Below are 17,614 nucleotides of genomic sequence, written 5' to 3' on the forward strand. Positions count from 1 at the left end.
CCACGCAAAACCGCTGCGCACTTTTGCCTGACGCGATCCCGGGGGCAAAACCGCTGCGCACTTTTGCTGGGATTGGCTTGTTTGTTCCACGCAATCCCGGGCGCAAAACCGCTGCGCACTTTTGCTGGGATTGGCTGTTTGCTTTACGCAATCCCGGACGCAAAACCGCTGCGCACTTTTGCTGGGATTGCTTATGCGCTGACGCGCTCGGCGGGCGCCATATCGTAATAGTTCTCGTGCAGGAAGCGCAGCGTGGCGATGCCATCGGCCGGACGGCCGAAATGGTAGCCCTGGCCCATGCCGCAGCCGAGTGTGCGCAGCTTCGCCGCTTCGGCATAATCCTCAATGCCTTCGGCCACGACTTCAAGCTCCAAGCCTTCGCACATGGAAAGGATCGCCTTGATGATGTGTTCGGAGGCGCGGTCGGAATTGATGCGCGAGACGAAGGCGCGGTCAATCTTGATCTTGTCGAAGATGAAGTCGCGCAGACGCCCGAGACTCGACTGGCCGGTGCCGAAGTCGTCGAGCGAGATGCGCACGCCGGCGGCGCGCAGATCGGCGATGATGCGATGGGCAGTATCGGCCGAACCCATCACCGCCGTCTCGGTGATCTCCAGTTCCAGGCGGTGCGGATCGAAGCCGACGCGACCGAGGATCGACAGGATGCTGCCGCTCGTGCCGGGATCCATCAGCTGCGCCGAAGAGAGGTTGAAGGACAGGAAGAGTTCGCGCGGCCAGGACAGGGCTGCTTCGGCGGCCTTGCGAAGCAGGGCCTCCGACAGCGCATCGATGAAGCCGCGCTCCTCGGCGAGCGGTACGAAGACGCCGGGGGACACGAAACCGAGATCGGGATCGTTCCAGCGGGCAAGCGCCTCGAAGCCGACGACCTGATTGTTGGCAAGCGAGACGATCGGCTGGAAATGAACGTCGATCGCGTCGGAGATGATGGCATTTCTGAGCGCCTGCTCCAGCTGTGTCGCGCGCTTCATCTCTTGGGCGATTTCACGCGAATAGACGGTGATCTGGCCGCGGCCGCGGCGCTTGGAACGATAGAGGGCGGTTTCGGCGCTCTTCAACAGTTCTTCGCAGTCCTCTCCGGCGAAGGGATAGATGGCGAAGCCGAAGGAGGCAGACAGACGCACATTGCGGTCGCCGAGGTCATAGGGCGCCGACAACACCTCGCGGATCATCTGGCCGAATTTCTCGGCGCTTGCCCGCTCGAAAATCAACGGCAGCACGAAGGCGAACTCGTCGCCGTCGTGACGGGTGACCAGCGCTCCGTCCGGAATGCAAGCCCGGAGCCGGTGGGCGACCTGGCAAAGGATCTCGTCGCCGGCCGAGGAGCCAAAGAGATCGTTGATCGGCTTGAAGCTGTCGAGATTGGCGATACCGATGGTGAAGGGCGCGGGATCGCCGGCGCGCTCGGCGGAGATTTGCAGCACCTTGTCGCGCATGCGATTGCGGTTTCCCAACCCGGTCAGCGGATCGGTATAAGCCATCGCCTGAAGCTCATTGTGACTCACGGTCAAGGAAGCTGTTTCCGCCGATTTCATCATCCAAACCCGAGCTTCCCTCCGCAGCCGGGGAGAGAATGACCGGCATTTCTTAACAATTCGCTAGTAATCAGCCGCCTTGACGAACTGATCTACCCCAGATTTGGGGAGGTTGCGGTTTATGGGAGACGTCGACCGGACTTGCGTCTCATCCGCTCGCTCGAACCGGCGCAGCCCCTTCCGTCAGGTATTTCTGAAATATCGTCTCCAGCATGTCGGGACTGACAGGCTTCATGATGACGTCGTCCATGCCCGATTTGGCGCATTCGGCGCGATCGCGCTCGAAGGCCTGAGTCAGCACGCCGATGATCGGGGTGCGGGCTGCGCCGCCGGCTTCCTCCATCTGGCGAATCAGGCGCGCCGCCTCGAAACCGTTGAAGCCCGGCAACGAAATGTCCATCAGCACCACCCCGGGCCGGTGTTCGGCCCAGAGGCGCACGACCTCGTCGCCGGTCGCCGCGATCATATGACGATAGCCGAGGCCCTCGAGGATCTGTGAAAACACGATCTGGTTGATATCGTTGTCCTCGGCGACAAGAACCTGCAGGCCGACCGTATCGTCGGAAATGCTGATTTCCCAATCCGTATCCGCACCGCCGCCGCTGTTGCGGCTGTTGCGGTTGAAATGGCGGGCGATCTGGAAGGTAAGTTCGTTGGCGATCTGGAACCCGTCCATGACGAGCGCCGGAATTCCATATTGTTCGGCAAGCTCGAGGCAGCGCATGCCCATCTGATTGTCGATGATCAGCAGATCGAGCGAAATGCCGGAGGAGGTGGCGATTTCCAGGAACCGCTCTTCTTCATCCTCGCCGCGCACCGAGCAGGATTCGAAACCATATTTCGTCAGCGTCCGCAGAGCGGCGGTCTCGGCAGCGAGGTCGGCGGTGACGACGAGGATCTTGCGGCCGGAGAAATTCTCCGGAACGATCGCCTCCATCGCTGCCGGCTCGCGGCGCTCCACCGCGCTCGGCACTGGCACATAGGCGCGGCGATAACTCTGGTTGGCGGAGGCGGTGATCGCCGAGGCGCGGTCGAACTCCTCGAGATCGGCGCCGTCGCGCGGCAGGTCCTGCATGGTCGACACCAGGAAATAGCGGCCGGGCTTGCCGATGCGGTGCTTGCGGCTGACGATGTCGCGCTCGATGCCGTCGCGGGAAATCTGCCGCTGGCGGGAGATCGACATCTCGCCGGTTTCCAGCACGTGACGATCGCTTTCCTCGAAGCGCTTGGCGATCTCGGGTGAGAAGAGGTCGCCGCTCTTGCGCCCGAGCACCTCGTCGGCGCTCCTCTGGTATTTCTCGCAAAAGGCGAGGTTCACCGCGACATAGGTGAGGTTGCGATCCTTGACGAAAAGCGGGAACGGCAGGTTATCGAGAATGTCTTCGGTGAGCTGCACCCGCTCCAGGTCCGAGCGCCACTGCTCCTCGCGCTTCTTGTCCTCGGAGATGTCGGAAACGACGGTGACGCCGTAACCGCCCGGCAGCCTGCGCTTGACGAAGCGGACCCAGCTGTCGGCGCCATGTCGCTCGACGGATTCGAAGCGCTCGCGCCAATGCGAGGCGATCTTCTGCGACAGCCAGTCCTCGCGACTGAGCGAGCCGCTCTGCTTGATATCATATTGCTGGCGAACGCCGGTATCGTAGATCGCGCCCAGGAAATCGCGCAGTCGGATTCCGGGCTTCAGCATCTCGGACGGCAAGGGGAAGAATTCGAGAATCTGGCGGCTTGCGAAGATCAGATGATCGTTCTTGTCGTAGATGATGAACGCTGCCGAAAGGCTGTCGCACACCGCATCGAAGAGCGCCGTCTGCAGATCGGCCCCGGCGAGCGTCCCGTCGGTCTCTGATGATGTGTCCGCCTTTTCGAAGCCGGCACTCATTCCATTTCGTCCCACATCTGTTCGATTTCGCGGCTTCCGGAGGTGTGTGATTAGAAATGCCATTTTTCTGTTAAAACCGGCTTAACACTACCGATCCCCGAATTCGGGGGAGCCGCGGATCACAGTTTCGCCAAGCGATCCGAGACCCCTTCCCTCCAGCCCGCGAATCCCCGAAAATAGCCCATGGCCATCAGACAGCTTTCCGAAACGCTCATCAACCAGATCGCCGCCGGCGAAGTCATCGAACGGCCGGCGAGCGCTGCCAAGGAATTGATCGAGAACGCGCTCGATGCGGGGGCGACGCGCATTGAGATCGCCACGGCAGGCGGCGGCAAGGCGCTGCTGCGGGTCAGCGACAACGGCTTCGGCATGGACGCCGCCGATCTGGAACTGGCAATCAGGCGCCATTGCACCTCGAAGATCTCCGAGACGCTCGAGGATATCAGAACGCTCGGTTTCCGCGGCGAGGCGCTGCCGTCGATCGGGTCCGTGGCGAGGCTCAGCATCGCAAGCCGCAAGCGCGACAGTGCCGGCGGCCACGAGATCGCCGTTGCCGGCGGCAAGGTCTTGCATCTCAGGCCCGCCGCCGCCAATCCCGGCACGATCGTCGAAGTCCGCGACCTGTTCTTCGCCACGCCTGCCCGGCTCAAATTCCTGAAGACAGAAAAGGCTGAAGCCGGCGCCATTACCGAGATCGTCAAACGCATGGCGATCGCCTTTCCCGCCGTGCGCTTCGTGCTGTCCGGCTCGGACCGCGCAACGCTGGAATTTCCGGCGACGGGCGACGATCATCTGGCGCGCATGGCGCAGGTGCTCGGCAAGGACTTCAGCGACAACGCCATTGCGCTCGACGCCGAGCGCGAGGAGATCGCGCTGACCGGCTTTGCCGGCGTGCCGACCTTCAATCGCGGTAACTCCGCGCATCAATATGCCTTCGTCAACGGCCGGCCGGTGCAGGACAAGCTGATCCTCTCGGCGATCCGCGGCGCCTATGCCGAGACGATCCCGTCCGGGCGTTATCCGGTGGCGGTGCTGTCGATCGCTCTCGATCCGGCCCTCGTCGACGTCAACGTGCATCCGGCCAAATCCGACGTGCGCTTCCGCGACCCGGGCCTGGTGCGTGGCCTGATCGTCGGCGCCATTCGCGAGGCGCTCGCGCGCGACGGCAGCCGGGCGGCAACGACTGGCGCAAGCGATATGCTGCGCGCCTTCCGCCCCGGTTTCCAGCCCTATGGGCAGCAGCCACAGGCGCCATGGTCGGCAGAGACCTCCCCTTCCCGCCCCTACCAGCCGGCACCGGCTTTTTCCGAACGGCCGCAGGCATCCTTCGACGGCCTGTCGATGCCGACCGCACGGGCCGAGCCGCAATTTTTTCCGGACCCCGTGTCTCCCGGCCTGGCCTCTCCTAGCCCGGCCGCGCCCGAAACCGTTGGGCGTTATCCGCTCGGCGCGGCACGGGCGCAGATCCACGCCAACTATATCGTCGCCCAGACCGAGGACGGGCTCGTCATCGTCGACCAGCATGCGGCGCATGAGCGGCTGGTGTTCGAGGCGATGCGCAAGGCGCTGCATTCGAAGCGGCTGGCCTCGCAGGTGCTGCTCATCCCCGAGATCGTCGACATTCCGGAAGAGGATTGCGACCGGCTGATGCTGCATGCGGCAGAGTTTGCCGAACTCGGTCTGGCGATCGAGCGTTTCGGTCCCGGTGCGATCGCGGTGCGCGAAACACCGGCCATGCTCGGCGAGGTCGACGCCCATGGCCTGATCCGCCAGCTTGCCGACGAGATCGCCGAATGGGATACGGCATCGGGCCTGTCGGCCAAGCTCGAATATGTGGCGGCGACCATGGCCTGCCATGGATCGGTTCGCTCCGGCCGGCGGCTGCGGCCGGAGGAAATGAACGCGCTACTGAGGGAAATGGAAGTGACGCCCGGCTCCGGCCAGTGCAATCACGGCCGGCCGACCTATATCGAATTGAAGCTCAGCGATATCGAACGGCTATTCGGCAGAAGCTGAAAAAGCTGGCAAAGCCGCCTTTGCGGGAGTATGGCAAACGGATGACAGACTGTAGGGAACGGAGCGCATGAATTTGTTCGAAGGGCACGGAAACCGCGAGGCGAAGATCCGCTATCTCGACGGCGATTTCCAGATTCTCTCGCCCGGCTCCTATGTGGTCTGCGCGATGACCGGAAAAAACATCCCGCTCGACGAGCTGCGCTACTGGAGCGTCGCCCGGCAGGAGCCCTATGCCGACGTTATATCTGCAATCGACGCCGACAAACGCGCCGGCGTGCTGCCGAACCAGCGGCGCTAGGGAGACGTGTGCCGATGGGTGGTCGGCGCAGGCATCTGACCGAGGGAATCGGCGATCAATTGCATCCCGAGCCCGGGGGCTGCGATTTCGCCAATCGAGCGGTCAGATGTCAGGCCCGCCCGGCGAAGGACGAGCCGTTTGCTTGACCAGATGCCCGCAAGGCATCGACTACGGCGTATGCGCTCTCAACAAATCGCATAGAGAAGCAGCTACTTGAATTTCGCCATGTTCTCAGCCGTCACGAGCGCCGCGCCGGAGTCAATTAATGATTCAACTTTCTCGCCGCGAATAGACTTTACCAGCGCATCCACGCCGAGTTCCGCCATCTTGGTGGGAAACTGCGCCACTGATGCATCCTCAATTCCATTCTTCAGCGCTTCCTCTTCGCCGCAGCAGAAGTCGAAACCGACCAGCACAATCTTGTCACTGGCAATGCCCGCGTTCTTGATTGCGCGTGCTGCGCCAGCAGCGGGGGGGCCGCAAGCGGCATAAATGGCCTTGAGGTCCGGGTTTTTCGTCAACAGATCCTCGGCGACACTGATCCCGAGTTCCTCGGTGCAGTTGGTTGCACCTTTCCCGACGATCTTGACGTCAACGCCCTTCAGTCCTTCGAGCATACCCTTCACACGGTCATCGAGCGCCGGTACACCGGGCACGCCCTCGAGTATCCCGAGCGTATCGCCGTCATGGAGCACGGTTTTGAGGTATTCCCCCGCGATTTTGCCTGCGGCGAGGTTGTCGGTGGTGGCAAGCGCTGTCCTGCCGTTCCAATCCGGAATGTTGTTGTCCATCAGCACGACTTTGATACCGGCCGCTACCGCCTTGTCCAGGGCCGTCGACACGGTGGGATCGACGGGCGTGAGGGCGATGCCCTGCACCCCTCGTGTCACCATCGACTCAATCTGCGCGATCTGGCCTTCGATGTCGGTTGCGGACGTACCCTGGCCGTAGATGATCTCGACGCCCGGATTTCTCTTGGCGTAATCTTTCGCTGCGTCTTCCATTGTTGCGAAGAACGGTACAGGGAACTTGGTTATAAACCCGAGCTTCACTGGCTCCTCCGCCAGGGACGGGACTACAGAGACGACCAGGAGCGCAACAGCTCCCAGCAGGGATTGCGGTTTCATGATTACACCTCCCGTGTTTCGACCGCCCTCTTCTAGAGCGCGATCTCGTTTTCCGCTGCCCCAACCAAGCAGCGATCCCCTTAAGCCTCCGCACCGACGATCATCGCAACAACGTCCTGCTTGTTCGCCTCTGTGGGCTTCACTTCACCCACCTTGCGACCCTGCCGGAGGACAACCGCCCGATCGGCGATCTCGATGACATGCTCCATGTTATGGGTGATTATGATCACGGCATTGCCGTCGGCTTTGAGCTGATTGATAATGTCAAGAACCTGGCGAGACTCGCGAAGGCCGAGCGCCGCGGTGGGTTCGTCAAGGATCACCAGTTTGCGCGCAAAAACAATGGCACGTGCGACCGCGATCGCCTGTCGCTGTCCCCCAGACATCAGTGCGACCGGTGCGTCGAATTTCGGCAGCTTAACCTTCAGGCGATCGATGACGTTCGCTGCTTCCCGCTTCATTTCGCCCGTGCTGAGAAAGCGGAGCGGACGCGGCAACCAGGAGGGGAAAGAGATCTCCCGACCGCAGTAGAAATTCTGCACGGGGGTCAGGTTGTCGAAAAGCGCCAGATCCTGATAGACGGTTTCAATCCCGGCGCGGCGGGCGGCCGCAGTTGAATGAAGCGATACCGGAGCACCATCTATAAGGATCTCTCCTTCGTCGAGACTATGGAGCCCGCTGATGCATTTGACGAGTGTCGACTTGCCGGCGCCGTTGTCACCCAGGAGAGCCGTTACCTCACCTGAATAAGCATCGAAACTTACATCCTTCAGGGCATGGATTGCGCCAAAGCGCTTTTGGGCATTTCGAACCGAAAGTGCCGGTGTGGTGGATGCCGGGTTCATTGCACTGCCGCCGATTGAAGCACGCGTGCGCGCGACTCGAGATGGTTACGAAACACGTCAGCTTCGACGGCGATGACGATGACGAACCCAATCGCGATCATCTGAAAGAACACGTCGACGCCGAGAAGGTTAAGCGCATTGCGGATGACGCCGATCAACACGGCGCCCATTAGGGCGTGGCCAAGGTGGCCTCGTCCGCCAAGGAAGCTGGCGCCACCGATGATCACAGCAGCAATCGTGTCAAGTTCCAGGAGATTGCCGTAGATCGGCGAGGCGGCACCGGTCCGCCCGGCAAGCAGCACCGCGCCCACGCCGGCACAAAAGCCAGAAACGATGTAGGTCGAGAGCAGAACGCCTCTTACCGGGATGCCCATGCTTGTCGCGGCGTTCGGCGAGCCGCCGACGGCATAGATCCATCGGCCGCAGACCATCGACTTCGTCAGGATCAGAAAAACGATCCCGAACATCCCGATGACAAAAAAAGAATTGGGTACGCCAAGCGTCGTCCCGCCGCCGATGGCGGTAACTGCATCCGGCATCCCACGTATGGTCGTGTGACCCGGAGCCAATTCGAGGGCCAGACCGCGGCAGATGCTCAAAGTCGCAAGCGTGATGATAAAGGGATGTGGCAGTCGACCATAGACAAAGACCAGGCCGTTTATAGCGCCAACGGCAGCACCGGCAAGCAGCATGGCCATGATGACGATGAACGATGAGTCAACCTGCTGGTAGACAAGTCCGCCAATGACTGTCGCCAGTGCAAGGTTCGAGCCTACAGAGAGGTCGATGCCGCGCGTCAGGATGACAAGCTGTTGGCCCATTGCCACCACAGCGATCACTGCTGTCTGCGCGAGGATGTTCCCGAGGTTTACCGGTTTTAAAAAAGCCGGGGTGACAATACTGACCACGGCGATAAGCATAATGAGGATTAACAGTGGACCCAGGCTCAACAGCTTCAGTCCCAGTGCGATGCCAGATTGTCTCGGATGGAAGGTTGCGTCCTGCGAACCACCAGGCCGGGACGAATTTTGAGGCAGCGTCCTGGAGTCTTCCAAATTCCCCGAGCCTCCCTGGTTTTTTATACATAAGAAACATATGATACACGTACGTCAACTTGTTTTTTATGGATATCTAGTCAGATCAGCAGTTGTGCCATGAGAACCGATACGACTTTCAAGCGGGCGTTCAACGATATGATCGACATTGTCCGCACGTTCGATCTTGGGGAGGAGTTACCCTCCGAAAATGCACTGCGCGCCCAGCTCGGCGTAAGCAGGACAACAGTGCGAAAGGTGCTGGCAGGAATGTCCGCACGTGGAATCATCGTATCTGAAGCGCACAGGCGGATCGTCCGTGAGCAACCGCTGCCGATAGAACGCTATCCACGCGAAGAGACCTTGGCGATTTCGGAACAGGTCGAAACAAGCTTCATGGACTGGATGTTGCGCGGTGATGCCTGCCCGGGCACAGAAATCAACGAGGCGGAACTAGCTCGTAGGTTCGGCGTCGCAACAACGATCGTCCGTGAGTTTCTCAATCGATTTCAGAAATATGGGCTGATCGAGAAACGCCCCAACGCAGGCTGGGTCTTCAAAGGGTTCACAGCGAGTTTCGCACTCGAACTGTTTGAGATCAGAGAAATGTTCGAAATGCGTTCGGCGCGGCTGTTCGCGGCCCTGCCCGACAGCTCGCCGGTCTGGAAGCAGCTCCACTCTACGCGGAGCGCACATTTGGAACTGCTCGCCGATATCGACTCCCGGTATCAGGATTTCTCGGAATTGGACAGCCGGTTTCACCGGCTGATTACGGCAGTTGCACCAAACCGATTCATTGAAAGCTTCCAAGACGTGATCGCCATGGTGTTTCACTATCACTATCAGTGGAACAAGCGTGATGAACGGGCGCGGAACGAGGTCGCCATCAGGGAACATCTTGCGCTCATCGAAGCCCTCGAAAGCCGCAATATCGCGTTGATCGATCACGCCTGTCGGTTGCATCTGACGTCTGCTCGCGAAACTTTGCTTCATTCGATCGCATGATCGGGTTGCAGGCAGATTTAGGCGGCCCAGGTGGTTCACAGCAGCCAGTTACGGCCGCTCGGCCGTTCCTGAAGTTACTTTAGCCCCAGCCTTCAATTCCCTGAGGCGCCGATCACGGCAGGCAATGATTGCCCGGTCGATGATCAGACCCGGGGCGAGATGATCCTCGAAGACCATGTCGACCTCGATCACCTTGGCCTTCTGCGCCAATTGCTCCGCCTTGCCGTGATGACCGGAGAGGCGAACGAAATCCTTTGAGGTGGTGACGATCAGGAGGTCCTGGCGTTCGGCCGTCGTCAGGATATCGTCGATCTCCTCCTCGGTCAGGTGTTCGTGGTCGCCGAAGGTCTTGGCGACCGTGATCTCGGCGCCGCGCGATTCGACGGTGCGGAAGAATTTGGCGGGATCGGCGATACCGGCGAAGGCAAGCACCTTGATGCCGGCAAGCCTGTTGTCGCCGCGTACCTTCAGCGATGCGGTGAAATAGGGCTTTGCCGCGCGTGCCGCCATGCGGACGATGCCATCGGCAGCATTACCGCCGCCTACCTTCAGCAGTGCCGTCGCCGAACTCAGCTGCTGGCGGATCGGCGCGCGGACCGGGCCGGCCGGCACGATATGGCCGTTGCCAAGGCCGCGCGTCGCGTCGATGACGAGCAGCGCATAGTCGATCGCCAGCCGGGCGCTCTGAAACCCGTCATCCATGATGATGAGGTCGGCGCCTTCCGCGACCAAGCGCCGAGCGCCGTCGACACGCCGGCGGGAAATCACCGTTAGCGCCTCCTGGGCGAGCAAAAGCGGTTCATCGCCGACGGCGACCGCCCGGTGATGATGGGGATCGACCACCGTCGTCACGTCGAGCGAGCCGCCGTAACCTCTGCTGAGAAAGCCGGGCTTCAGGCCTTTCGCCTTGGCGGCGCGGGCGAGCGTCAGCGCCGTCGGCGTCTTGCCGGCGCCGCCGACGGTGAAATTGCCGACACAGATGACGGGAACGGAAACCGAAGCGCGGCGCGCATGGGCCATGCGATGGCCGGCGATACGGCCGTAGAGAAAGGACAGCGGCGCCAGCAGCCAGGCGCGCCAATCGGCTTTCCTCCACCAGAACGGCGGCGCTTCTGAAATCATTTTGCCGTCCCGCTCCCCGCCCGGCCAGAGAATTCGTTTTCCCGGCGGGATTGAGAGGTTAAAATCGATGAAAATGCAAGCCTTTACGATCAGGCCGGCTGCAGATCGGGCAGCAACGTCTCAAGGGCGGTGATATCGTCGAGCACATGATCGGCCGCCGCGGCAAGTGAATCGCGCGAGCCGGTTCCCGTCAACACGGCGATCCTAAGTCCCGTGCCGGCATTCAGGCCCATGTGCAGATCGTGGTTGTTGTCGCCGACCATGGCGACCTCGGATGGCAAAAGCCCGGTCGCAGCGCAGAAGCCGAGCACCATGCCCGGCTCCGGCTTGACGCCGAAGCCGCTGTCGTAGCCGGCGATATAATCGACATAGCGGGCGAAACCGAAGCGCTCCGCCGTCTGGCGGATGGAGCGCTCATTGTCGCTGGAGGCAACGCCGAGCTTGAAACCGCGCCGATGCAGCCTTGCGAAAAAGCCGGCAAGGTCGGTCACCGGCACGGAAAATTCAGCGGCGCCGGAAAAGAGGTCGTCGAGACGGATCGTCAATTCCCCGATATCGATCATCGATCCGGCGGCGACGAGCCCCTCGGCGATCTGCCTTGTATTGCCGGCGGCGAGCAGGCTGTCGGGAACGATATGGCCGCTCACCGGATCCATGCCGCAGGCAGACAGCAGCCGGTCGGCCAGAAGTGGGTCGCCCTCAGCGGCGATGCGGGCAAGCTCGCGATTGACCGGCAGCCAGCTCTCGTCATAGTCGAGCAGCGTGCCGTCCTTGTCGAAGAGGATGCCTTTGATATGCGCCGGGCCCGACATCGCGTCTCCTCAGACCTGGGCCGCGGCCTTGGGCAACAAACGCGCCTTGACCGTCAGCGGATTGATATAGGGTTCGAGCCCCTTCACCGTCGCCGATAGTGCGCCCCGCATCTCGTGCACGGTGGCGACGCCGGCCTCGATCATGGTACGGCGGGCTTCATCATTGGTCAGCAGGTAATGCACGCCCTTGGCCAGCATTTCGGTATCGCGCACCATGCGGGCGCTGCCGCTGCGGGCGAGCTTCTGATAGGCCTCGCGGAAATTCTGCACATTGCCGCCGGAGAGGATGGCGCAGCCGAGCATGGCAGGCTCCAACGGGTTCTGACCACCCTCGGCAAAGAGCGAGCGGCCGACGAAAGCGATTTCGGTCAGACGGAGATAAAGCCCCATTTCGCCGATCGTATCGCCAAGGAAAACATCGACATCGGCCGACAGGACATCGTCACGGGTGCGGCGGGCGACCTTCAGTCCCTGCTTGACCAGCGCCGCCTCGATCTCGTCGCTGCGCTCGGGATGGCGGGGCACGATGATCGTCAATTGACGATCGCGCTCCTTCAGGGCGCGATGGACGATGCCGGCGGCATTCTCCTCGCCGTCGAAGGTGGAGATCGCCGCCCAGGTCTTGCGATCGCCGATCTGCTTCCTGTAGCGGGAGAAGACAGCGCTGTCATAAGGCGGGGCGTCGGTATCGACCTTCAGATTGCCCGAGGTGATGACGGGAACGGCACCGAGATTGCGGAACCGCTCGGCATCGACATCGGATTGGGCAATGACGAGGGCGAGGTTTTCGAACAAGGCCTCCGCAATCGACGGGCGGCGGCGCCAGCGGGCAAAGGAGCGGTCCGACATGCGGGCATTGACCAGGATCTGCGGGATGCGGCGACGGCCGAGCTCCAGCACCGTCGCCGGCCAGATCTCGGATTCGGCGATAATGGCGCAATCGGGCTGCCAATAGTCGAGGAAGCGGCTGACGGATGGTTTCAGATCCAGCGGCACATATTGATGGATCGCCTCCTGGCCGAGGCGCTCGGCGGCGAGCCTGGCGGAGGTGATGGTGCCGGTGGTCAGGATGACATGGATCTCGCGGCGGCGGATTTCGCGGATCAGCGGAATGACGGCATTGGTTTCGCCGACACTTGCAGCATGGAACCAGACGAGCGGGCCTTGCGGCCGGTTGGCGCTCGGATAGCCGAAGCGTTCCAGGCGGCGCGCCCGGTCTTCCTTGCCCTTGGCCGTGCGGTAGGTCAGATAGAGGCCGACGACCGGTGAGGCCACGGTTCCCGCCAGACGGTATGTGCTCAGACCGAGCCGCGCCATCCGGGAGCTCATCGCGCCAGCCTCCGACCCAAGACGATCGACATCAAACCCATTCCCTTATTATCGTTGCGGCCGGAATGGCCGATCAATTTGTTCAGAATGCGTCAAACGATCCGGATCGACGGGCGCCCGATGCACGAAGGCCCGTTCGGCTGGCGGCGGCTGCCGAGGTCAGTTGCCCCCAGCCTTTTGATGCGGATCGAGCAGACGGTGCATGTGGACGATGAAATAGCGCATATGCGCATTGTCGACCGTCTGCTGCGCCTTCGCCTTCCAGGCCGTCAGCGCCGAGGCATAGTCGGGAAAAATGCCGACGATATCGAGACCGTCCAGATCACGGAACTGGACGTCTTCGAGGCTTTCCAGTTCGCCGCCAAAAACGAGGTGCAAAAGCTGCTTCTTGTCACCGGAGTCAGTCATTTTCTTGTTCTCTTTCTGCCGAATTCCTCCGCCACCTCATCTGCGGGATTTTGACGGAAACGTCAACCGTCTCCTCGCCCGGCAAAAGCCGTTAGAAACTCATCGATCCGGGCCGTCGGCGCCGCACAGAGCACCTTATGGGTGACGTCCGCCCTGTTATAGACGATCGGCTTGCCGTCGAGATCGACGAGGCGGCCACCGGCGCAGGCCAGAACGAGATCAGCGGCGGCAAGGTCCCAGTCGTGCGAATTGCCCTTGACGAAGGTGGCTTCGAGGCGGCCGTCCGCCACCATGGCGATGCGATAGGCGAGCGATGGAATATATTTTTCGCGCCTCACGCGGTCACGGAACGCCGGCGGAAACGTCCTCAACAGGTCTTCGCCGACCGCAAGCCGGCTCACCTCGTCCGGCCCGGCGGCGGAAACGGCGAAGGGCACGCCGTTCTTCAGCGCCACGCCGCCATCGACCGCTTCGTAGAGCTCTTCGAGCGCGGGCGCATAGAGCACACCGGCGACCGGGCGACCGCGATGCACGACCGCGACGCTGACGCACCAGACCAGCTGCCCACCGAGGAAGGCGCGGGTGCCGTCGATCGGATCGACGATGAACAGCGTCTCGCACGAGAGGCGGTCAGCATCGTCCTCGGTTTCCTCCGACAGCCAGCCATAATCCGGCCGCGCCTTGCGCAGGATCGTTTCAAGCGTCTTGTTGGCGGCGAAATCGGCGGCGCTGACGGGAGAGCGGTCGCCGTTCTTCCACCAGACCTCGGGAGACTGGTTGAAGAAGCCGAAGGCGACCGCGCCGGCCTCCTTGGCAGCATCGGCGATCAAGGCGAGATCGCTCTGCCAACGCAGCTTTTCCCTATCGCTCATCCGTCAACCCATTTCCTGCCGCCCGCTTCTCACTGTCCGGCGAGCGTCATGCCTTCGATCGCGAAGGTCGGAGCCGCGACGCCGAACTTGCGGTCGATGTCATTTGCCGGCGTCAGGCGCATGAACATGTCCTTGAGGTTCGAGGCAATCGTCACCTCGGACACCGGGAACGTAAGTTCGCCGTTCTCGATCCAGAAGCCCGTGGCGCCGCGGCTGTATTCGCCGGTGATCATGTTGACGCCGTGGCCGATCAGTTCGGTGACGTAAAAACCGTTGCCGGTGCTGCGGATCAGCTCCTCCGGCGAGATCTCGCCCGGCTCAAGGGCAAGGTTGGTGGAAGACGGCGTGACGGCGCTGCCGCCGCGCACGCCGCGGCCATTGGTCCGCAGGCCGAGTTCGCGGGCCGTCGAGGTCGAGAGGAACCAGTGCTTCAGGACACCGTCTTCGATCATGACAAGCCGCTCGCCGGACACGCCCTCACCGTCGAAGGGACGCGAGGAAGGCCCGCGCACGATCAGCGGATCGTCGGTGATCGACAGCCCTGACTTCAGCACCTGCTGACCCATCCTGTCGCGCAGGAAGCTGGTCTTGCGGGCGACGGCGGCACCGTTGATCGCACCGGCGATATGGCCGACGAAACCGCGGGCGACGCGCGGATCAAAGACGACCGTGACATTCTTGCCAGTCGGCACCTGGCGCGGATTGACACGCTTGACCACCCGTTCGCCGGCCCGGCGGCCGATTTCGGCGGGATCGTCGAGTTCGGCGTAATAAAGCCGGCTGTCGAAATCATAGTCGCGCTCCATGCCGGTGCCTTCGCCTGCGATGACGCTGACGGAGTTGCCGAAACGGGAGGCCATGTAACTGCCTTGGAAACCGTGCGATGTGGCGAGAACGAGGCCGCCCATGCCGGCCGACGCGCCGGCGCCGGAGGAATTGGTGACGCCCGTGACTTCAAGAGCTGCCGTCTCGGCGGCAAGAGCCGCCTCGCGCAACATCTCCGAGGAGACTTCGGTGGCATCGAGCAATTGCAGGTCGGGATAGGACTTGGCAAGGTTCGCCTCGTCCGCCAGGCACGCATACGGGTCTTCCGGGGAAACCTTGGCCATGGCGACGGCCCGTTCGGCCAGCGCCTGGAGATCGAAGCCCGGATTGGCCGAAACGCTGGCGACGCGCTTGCCGATGAAGACGCGGAGCGAAAAATCGTCGCTTTCCGACGATTCTGTCCCCTCGACCTTGCCAAGCCGGACGCTGACCGATTGCGAGCGAGAGCGAACGACGACGGCGTCGGCAGCGTCGGCGCCCGCCTTCCTTGCCAGATCGATCAATTGACTTGCGCGGGAAAGAAGTGTCGAGGAATCGATTTCAGAGGACATGATTTGGCCTTTCCTTCGGCATCCATTTATTGTGCACTCTCCCTGGCATCAAGGCCGCCGCCGCCGATTCTTTGTCAGGGCTGCCAGGATGTTTCCCGCCGTCGAAAGAAATTGCCAGCATGTCAGCGCCCAACGACCTTTTTTCCGAAACGATCCTGCTGCTCGGCGGCGCGGTGGTCGCCGCGCCGATCTTCAAGAAGCTCGGGCTCGGAACGGTGCTGGGTTACCTCGCCGCCGGCATCGTCATCGGCCCCGTCTTCCACGGCATCACCGATGGCGAACAGATCCTTGCCGTGGCCGAGCTCGGCGTCGTCTTCCTGCTCTTCATCATCGGCCTGGAGTTGAAGCCAAGCCGGCTCTGGCAGATGCGGCGCGATATCTTCGGTCTCGGCACGGCGCAGGTGGTGGTAACAGGGCTGGCGCTGACCGCGCTCGCCTGGTTTTCCGAAGTTCTGGATTGGCGCGGCAGCATCGTCGCCGGTTTCGGGCTGGCGCTGTCCTCGACGGCCTTCGCCATGCAGATCCTCGAGGGCGACGGCGACGTCAACACGCGATACGGGCAGCGTTCCTTCTCGATGCTGCTGTTCCAGGACCTGGCGATCGTGCCGCTCTTGGCGCTGATCACCGTTCTCGACGGCAGCGGCAAGGGCAGCAATACGCCGCTCACCGATTTTGCCGTGGCCGTCGGTGCGGTGGCGGCGATGATCGTCATGGGGCGCTACCTGCTGACGCCGCTCTTCCAGATCATCGCCCGCACCGGCGCGCGCGAGGCGATGATCGCGGCGGCGCTCTTTGTCGTCATGGGATCGGCAAGCCTGATGCAGCTTGCCGGGCTGTCGATGGCGATGGGGGCCTTCCTGTCCGGGGTGATGCTGGCCGAATCCTCCTACCGGCACGAACTCGAGGCCGATATCGAGCCTTTTCGCGGCGTACTGCTCGCCATTTTCTTCATCGCCGTCGGCCTGTCGCTGCAGCTCGGCGTTCTCGTCGACAACGCGCTCTTTGTTATCGTCACTGTGCCGATCGTCATGGCCGTCAAGGCGATCATTATCTACGGGCTCTGCCGGATGTCGGGATCGCCGCACAATGACGCAATCCGCATTGCTTTCCTGTTGCCGCAAGGCGGCGAATTCGGCTTCGTGCTCTTTACCACCGCGGGCGTCGTCGGATTGATGTCGACGAGCACCGCATCGCTGCTGGTGGCGATCGTCACGCTGTCCATGGCGCTGACGCCGATCGGCGCGGCGCTGTCGAAGCGGCTGCTCAACGGCGATGAACAGGAGGAGCTGGACGAGGATTTCGAAGGCGCCGGCGCCGACGTGCTGATGGTCGGCTTCTCGCGTTTCGGCCAGATCGCCGCCCAGATCCTGCTTGCCGGCGGGCGCAGCGTCACCGTCATCGATTTTTCCGCCGACCGTATCCGCCAGGCTTCCTCCTTCGGCTTTCGCATCTATTTCGGCGACGGCACCCGCAAGGACGTGCTGCGCTCGGCGGGCATCGACCGCGCGAAGATCGTGCTCGTCTGCACCCAGAAGAAGGAGATCACCGACAAGGTGGTGGAGCTGGTGCAGGCCGATTATCCGCAGACGCGCCTCTACGTACGCTCCTACGACCGCATCCATTCGATCGAACTGCGCAACAAGGGGATCGATTACGAGCTGCGCGAGACACTGGAATCGGGCCTGCTGTTCGGAAGGCGGACGCTGGAGGCGCTCGGCGTCTCCGAAACCGACGCTTATGAAATCGGCGAGGACATCCGCAAGCGCGACGAGGCGCGGCTCGCCCTGCAGGTCTCCGAGGGGCTCCAGGCGGGGCGCGACATGCTGTTTTCCCACCCTGTCCGTCCCGAACCGCTGGTCAAGCCGAAGCGCGCCGCCGATCCTTTCGAGGATGATCCGCTGGCCGGAATCACGGATGCGACGGCGGACGCATAAATCA

15 protein-coding genes are annotated in these 17,614 nt (G+C 62.1%); 4 read left to right on the forward strand and 11 right to left on the reverse strand.

The genetic code is table 11. The annotated features are described in order from the left end of the window. Positions 1-191 precede the first annotated feature (191 nt). Positions 192-1,556 carry a bifunctional diguanylate cyclase/phosphodiesterase gene (locus HJC04_RS17055; RefSeq protein ID WP_210629016.1) on the reverse strand — a complete coding sequence of 455 codons (1,365 nt, stop codon included), beginning with the start codon at positions 1,554-1,556 and terminating at the stop codon, positions 192-194. A 145-nt stretch (positions 1,557-1,701) separates the two neighbouring features. After that, entirely contained in the window at positions 1,702-3,432 is a 1,731-nt protein-coding gene (locus HJC04_RS17060; protein WP_221146693.1) for a response regulator, read from the reverse strand. Positions 3,433-3,615: 183 nt separating this feature from the next. On the opposite strand from HJC04_RS17060, the gene mutL reads away from it, so the two are divergent. Both mutL and HJC04_RS17070 read left to right on the forward strand, forming a co-directional pair. Then, positions 3,616-5,448, forward strand: a complete 1,833-nt coding sequence (gene mutL / locus HJC04_RS17065) for a DNA mismatch repair endonuclease MutL (protein WP_210629018.1) — start codon at positions 3,616-3,618, stop codon at positions 5,446-5,448. A 67-nt stretch (positions 5,449-5,515) separates the two neighbouring features. Then, positions 5,516-5,746, forward strand: a complete 231-nt coding sequence (locus HJC04_RS17070; RefSeq protein ID WP_210629019.1) for a DUF2093 domain-containing protein — start codon at positions 5,516-5,518, stop codon at positions 5,744-5,746. A 209-nt stretch (positions 5,747-5,955) separates the two neighbouring features. Here HJC04_RS17070 and HJC04_RS17075 read toward each other — a convergent pair whose 3' ends face one another. From HJC04_RS17075 to HJC04_RS17085, 3 genes are all read right to left on the reverse strand, one after another. Further along, on the reverse strand, positions 5,956-6,873 hold the full coding sequence (locus HJC04_RS17075; RefSeq protein WP_210629020.1) for a sugar ABC transporter substrate-binding protein: 918 nt from the start codon (positions 6,871-6,873) through the stop codon (positions 5,956-5,958). An 80-nt stretch (positions 6,874-6,953) separates the two neighbouring features. Further along, complete coding sequence (locus HJC04_RS17080) at positions 6,954-7,718, reverse strand: ATP-binding cassette domain-containing protein (protein WP_221146694.1); 765 nt, start codon at positions 7,716-7,718, stop codon at positions 6,954-6,956. Further along, the gene (locus tag HJC04_RS17085; RefSeq protein ID WP_221146695.1) at positions 7,715-8,773 is read right to left on the reverse strand and encodes an ABC transporter permease; all 1,059 of its coding nucleotides are present in this window, start codon (positions 8,771-8,773) and stop codon (positions 7,715-7,717) included. The genes HJC04_RS17080 and HJC04_RS17085 overlap by 4 nt, the downstream gene beginning before the upstream one ends. 99 nt (positions 8,774-8,872) lie before the next feature. Here HJC04_RS17085 and HJC04_RS17090 point away from each other — a divergent pair, with 99 nt between their 5' ends. Continuing rightward, on the forward strand, positions 8,873-9,757 hold the full coding sequence (locus HJC04_RS17090) for a GntR family transcriptional regulator (protein WP_221146696.1): 885 nt from the start codon (positions 8,873-8,875) through the stop codon (positions 9,755-9,757). 48 nt (positions 9,758-9,805) lie between these two features. Here HJC04_RS17090 and lpxK read toward each other — a convergent pair whose 3' ends face one another. The 6 genes from lpxK to HJC04_RS17120 form a co-directional block, all read right to left on the reverse strand. Next, the gene (gene lpxK / locus HJC04_RS17095) at positions 9,806-10,879 is read right to left on the reverse strand and encodes a tetraacyldisaccharide 4'-kinase (protein WP_221146697.1); all 1,074 of its coding nucleotides are present in this window, start codon (positions 10,877-10,879) and stop codon (positions 9,806-9,808) included. Positions 10,880-10,968: 89 nt separating this feature from the next. Next, positions 10,969-11,691: an HAD family hydrolase gene (locus tag HJC04_RS17100; RefSeq protein ID WP_210629025.1), complete on the reverse strand. Its 723-nt coding sequence runs from the start codon at positions 11,689-11,691 to the stop codon at positions 10,969-10,971. Positions 11,692-11,700: 9 nt separating this feature from the next. Further along, positions 11,701-13,020 (reverse strand): lipid IV(A) 3-deoxy-D-manno-octulosonic acid transferase, encoded by a 1,320-nt coding sequence (waaA, locus tag HJC04_RS17105; RefSeq protein ID WP_210629026.1) that lies wholly within the window; start codon positions 13,018-13,020, stop codon positions 11,701-11,703. A gap of 159 nt (positions 13,021-13,179) precedes the next feature. Continuing rightward, a complete protein-coding gene (locus tag HJC04_RS17110; RefSeq protein WP_210629027.1) occupies positions 13,180-13,428 on the reverse strand; it encodes a DUF4170 domain-containing protein in 249 nt (82 codons plus the stop codon). Positions 13,429-13,490: 62 nt separating this feature from the next. Beyond that, the gene (locus HJC04_RS17115) at positions 13,491-14,300 is read right to left on the reverse strand and encodes a 3'(2'),5'-bisphosphate nucleotidase CysQ (RefSeq protein ID WP_221146698.1); all 810 of its coding nucleotides are present in this window, start codon (positions 14,298-14,300) and stop codon (positions 13,491-13,493) included. A gap of 29 nt (positions 14,301-14,329) precedes the next feature. Next, positions 14,330-15,676 (reverse strand): TldD/PmbA family protein, encoded by a 1,347-nt coding sequence (locus HJC04_RS17120; protein WP_210629029.1) that lies wholly within the window; start codon positions 15,674-15,676, stop codon positions 14,330-14,332. 119 nt (positions 15,677-15,795) lie between these two features. On the opposite strand from HJC04_RS17120, the gene HJC04_RS17125 reads away from it, so the two are divergent. Beyond that, complete coding sequence (locus HJC04_RS17125) at positions 15,796-17,610, forward strand: monovalent cation:proton antiporter-2 (CPA2) family protein (RefSeq protein WP_221146699.1); 1,815 nt, start codon at positions 15,796-15,798, stop codon at positions 17,608-17,610. Positions 17,611-17,614 lie beyond the last annotated feature (4 nt).

Origin of the sequence: Rhizobium sp. NLR8a (genome assembly GCF_019685235.1) — a bacterium.
GTDB lineage: Bacteria > Pseudomonadota > Alphaproteobacteria > Rhizobiales > Rhizobiaceae > Rhizobium.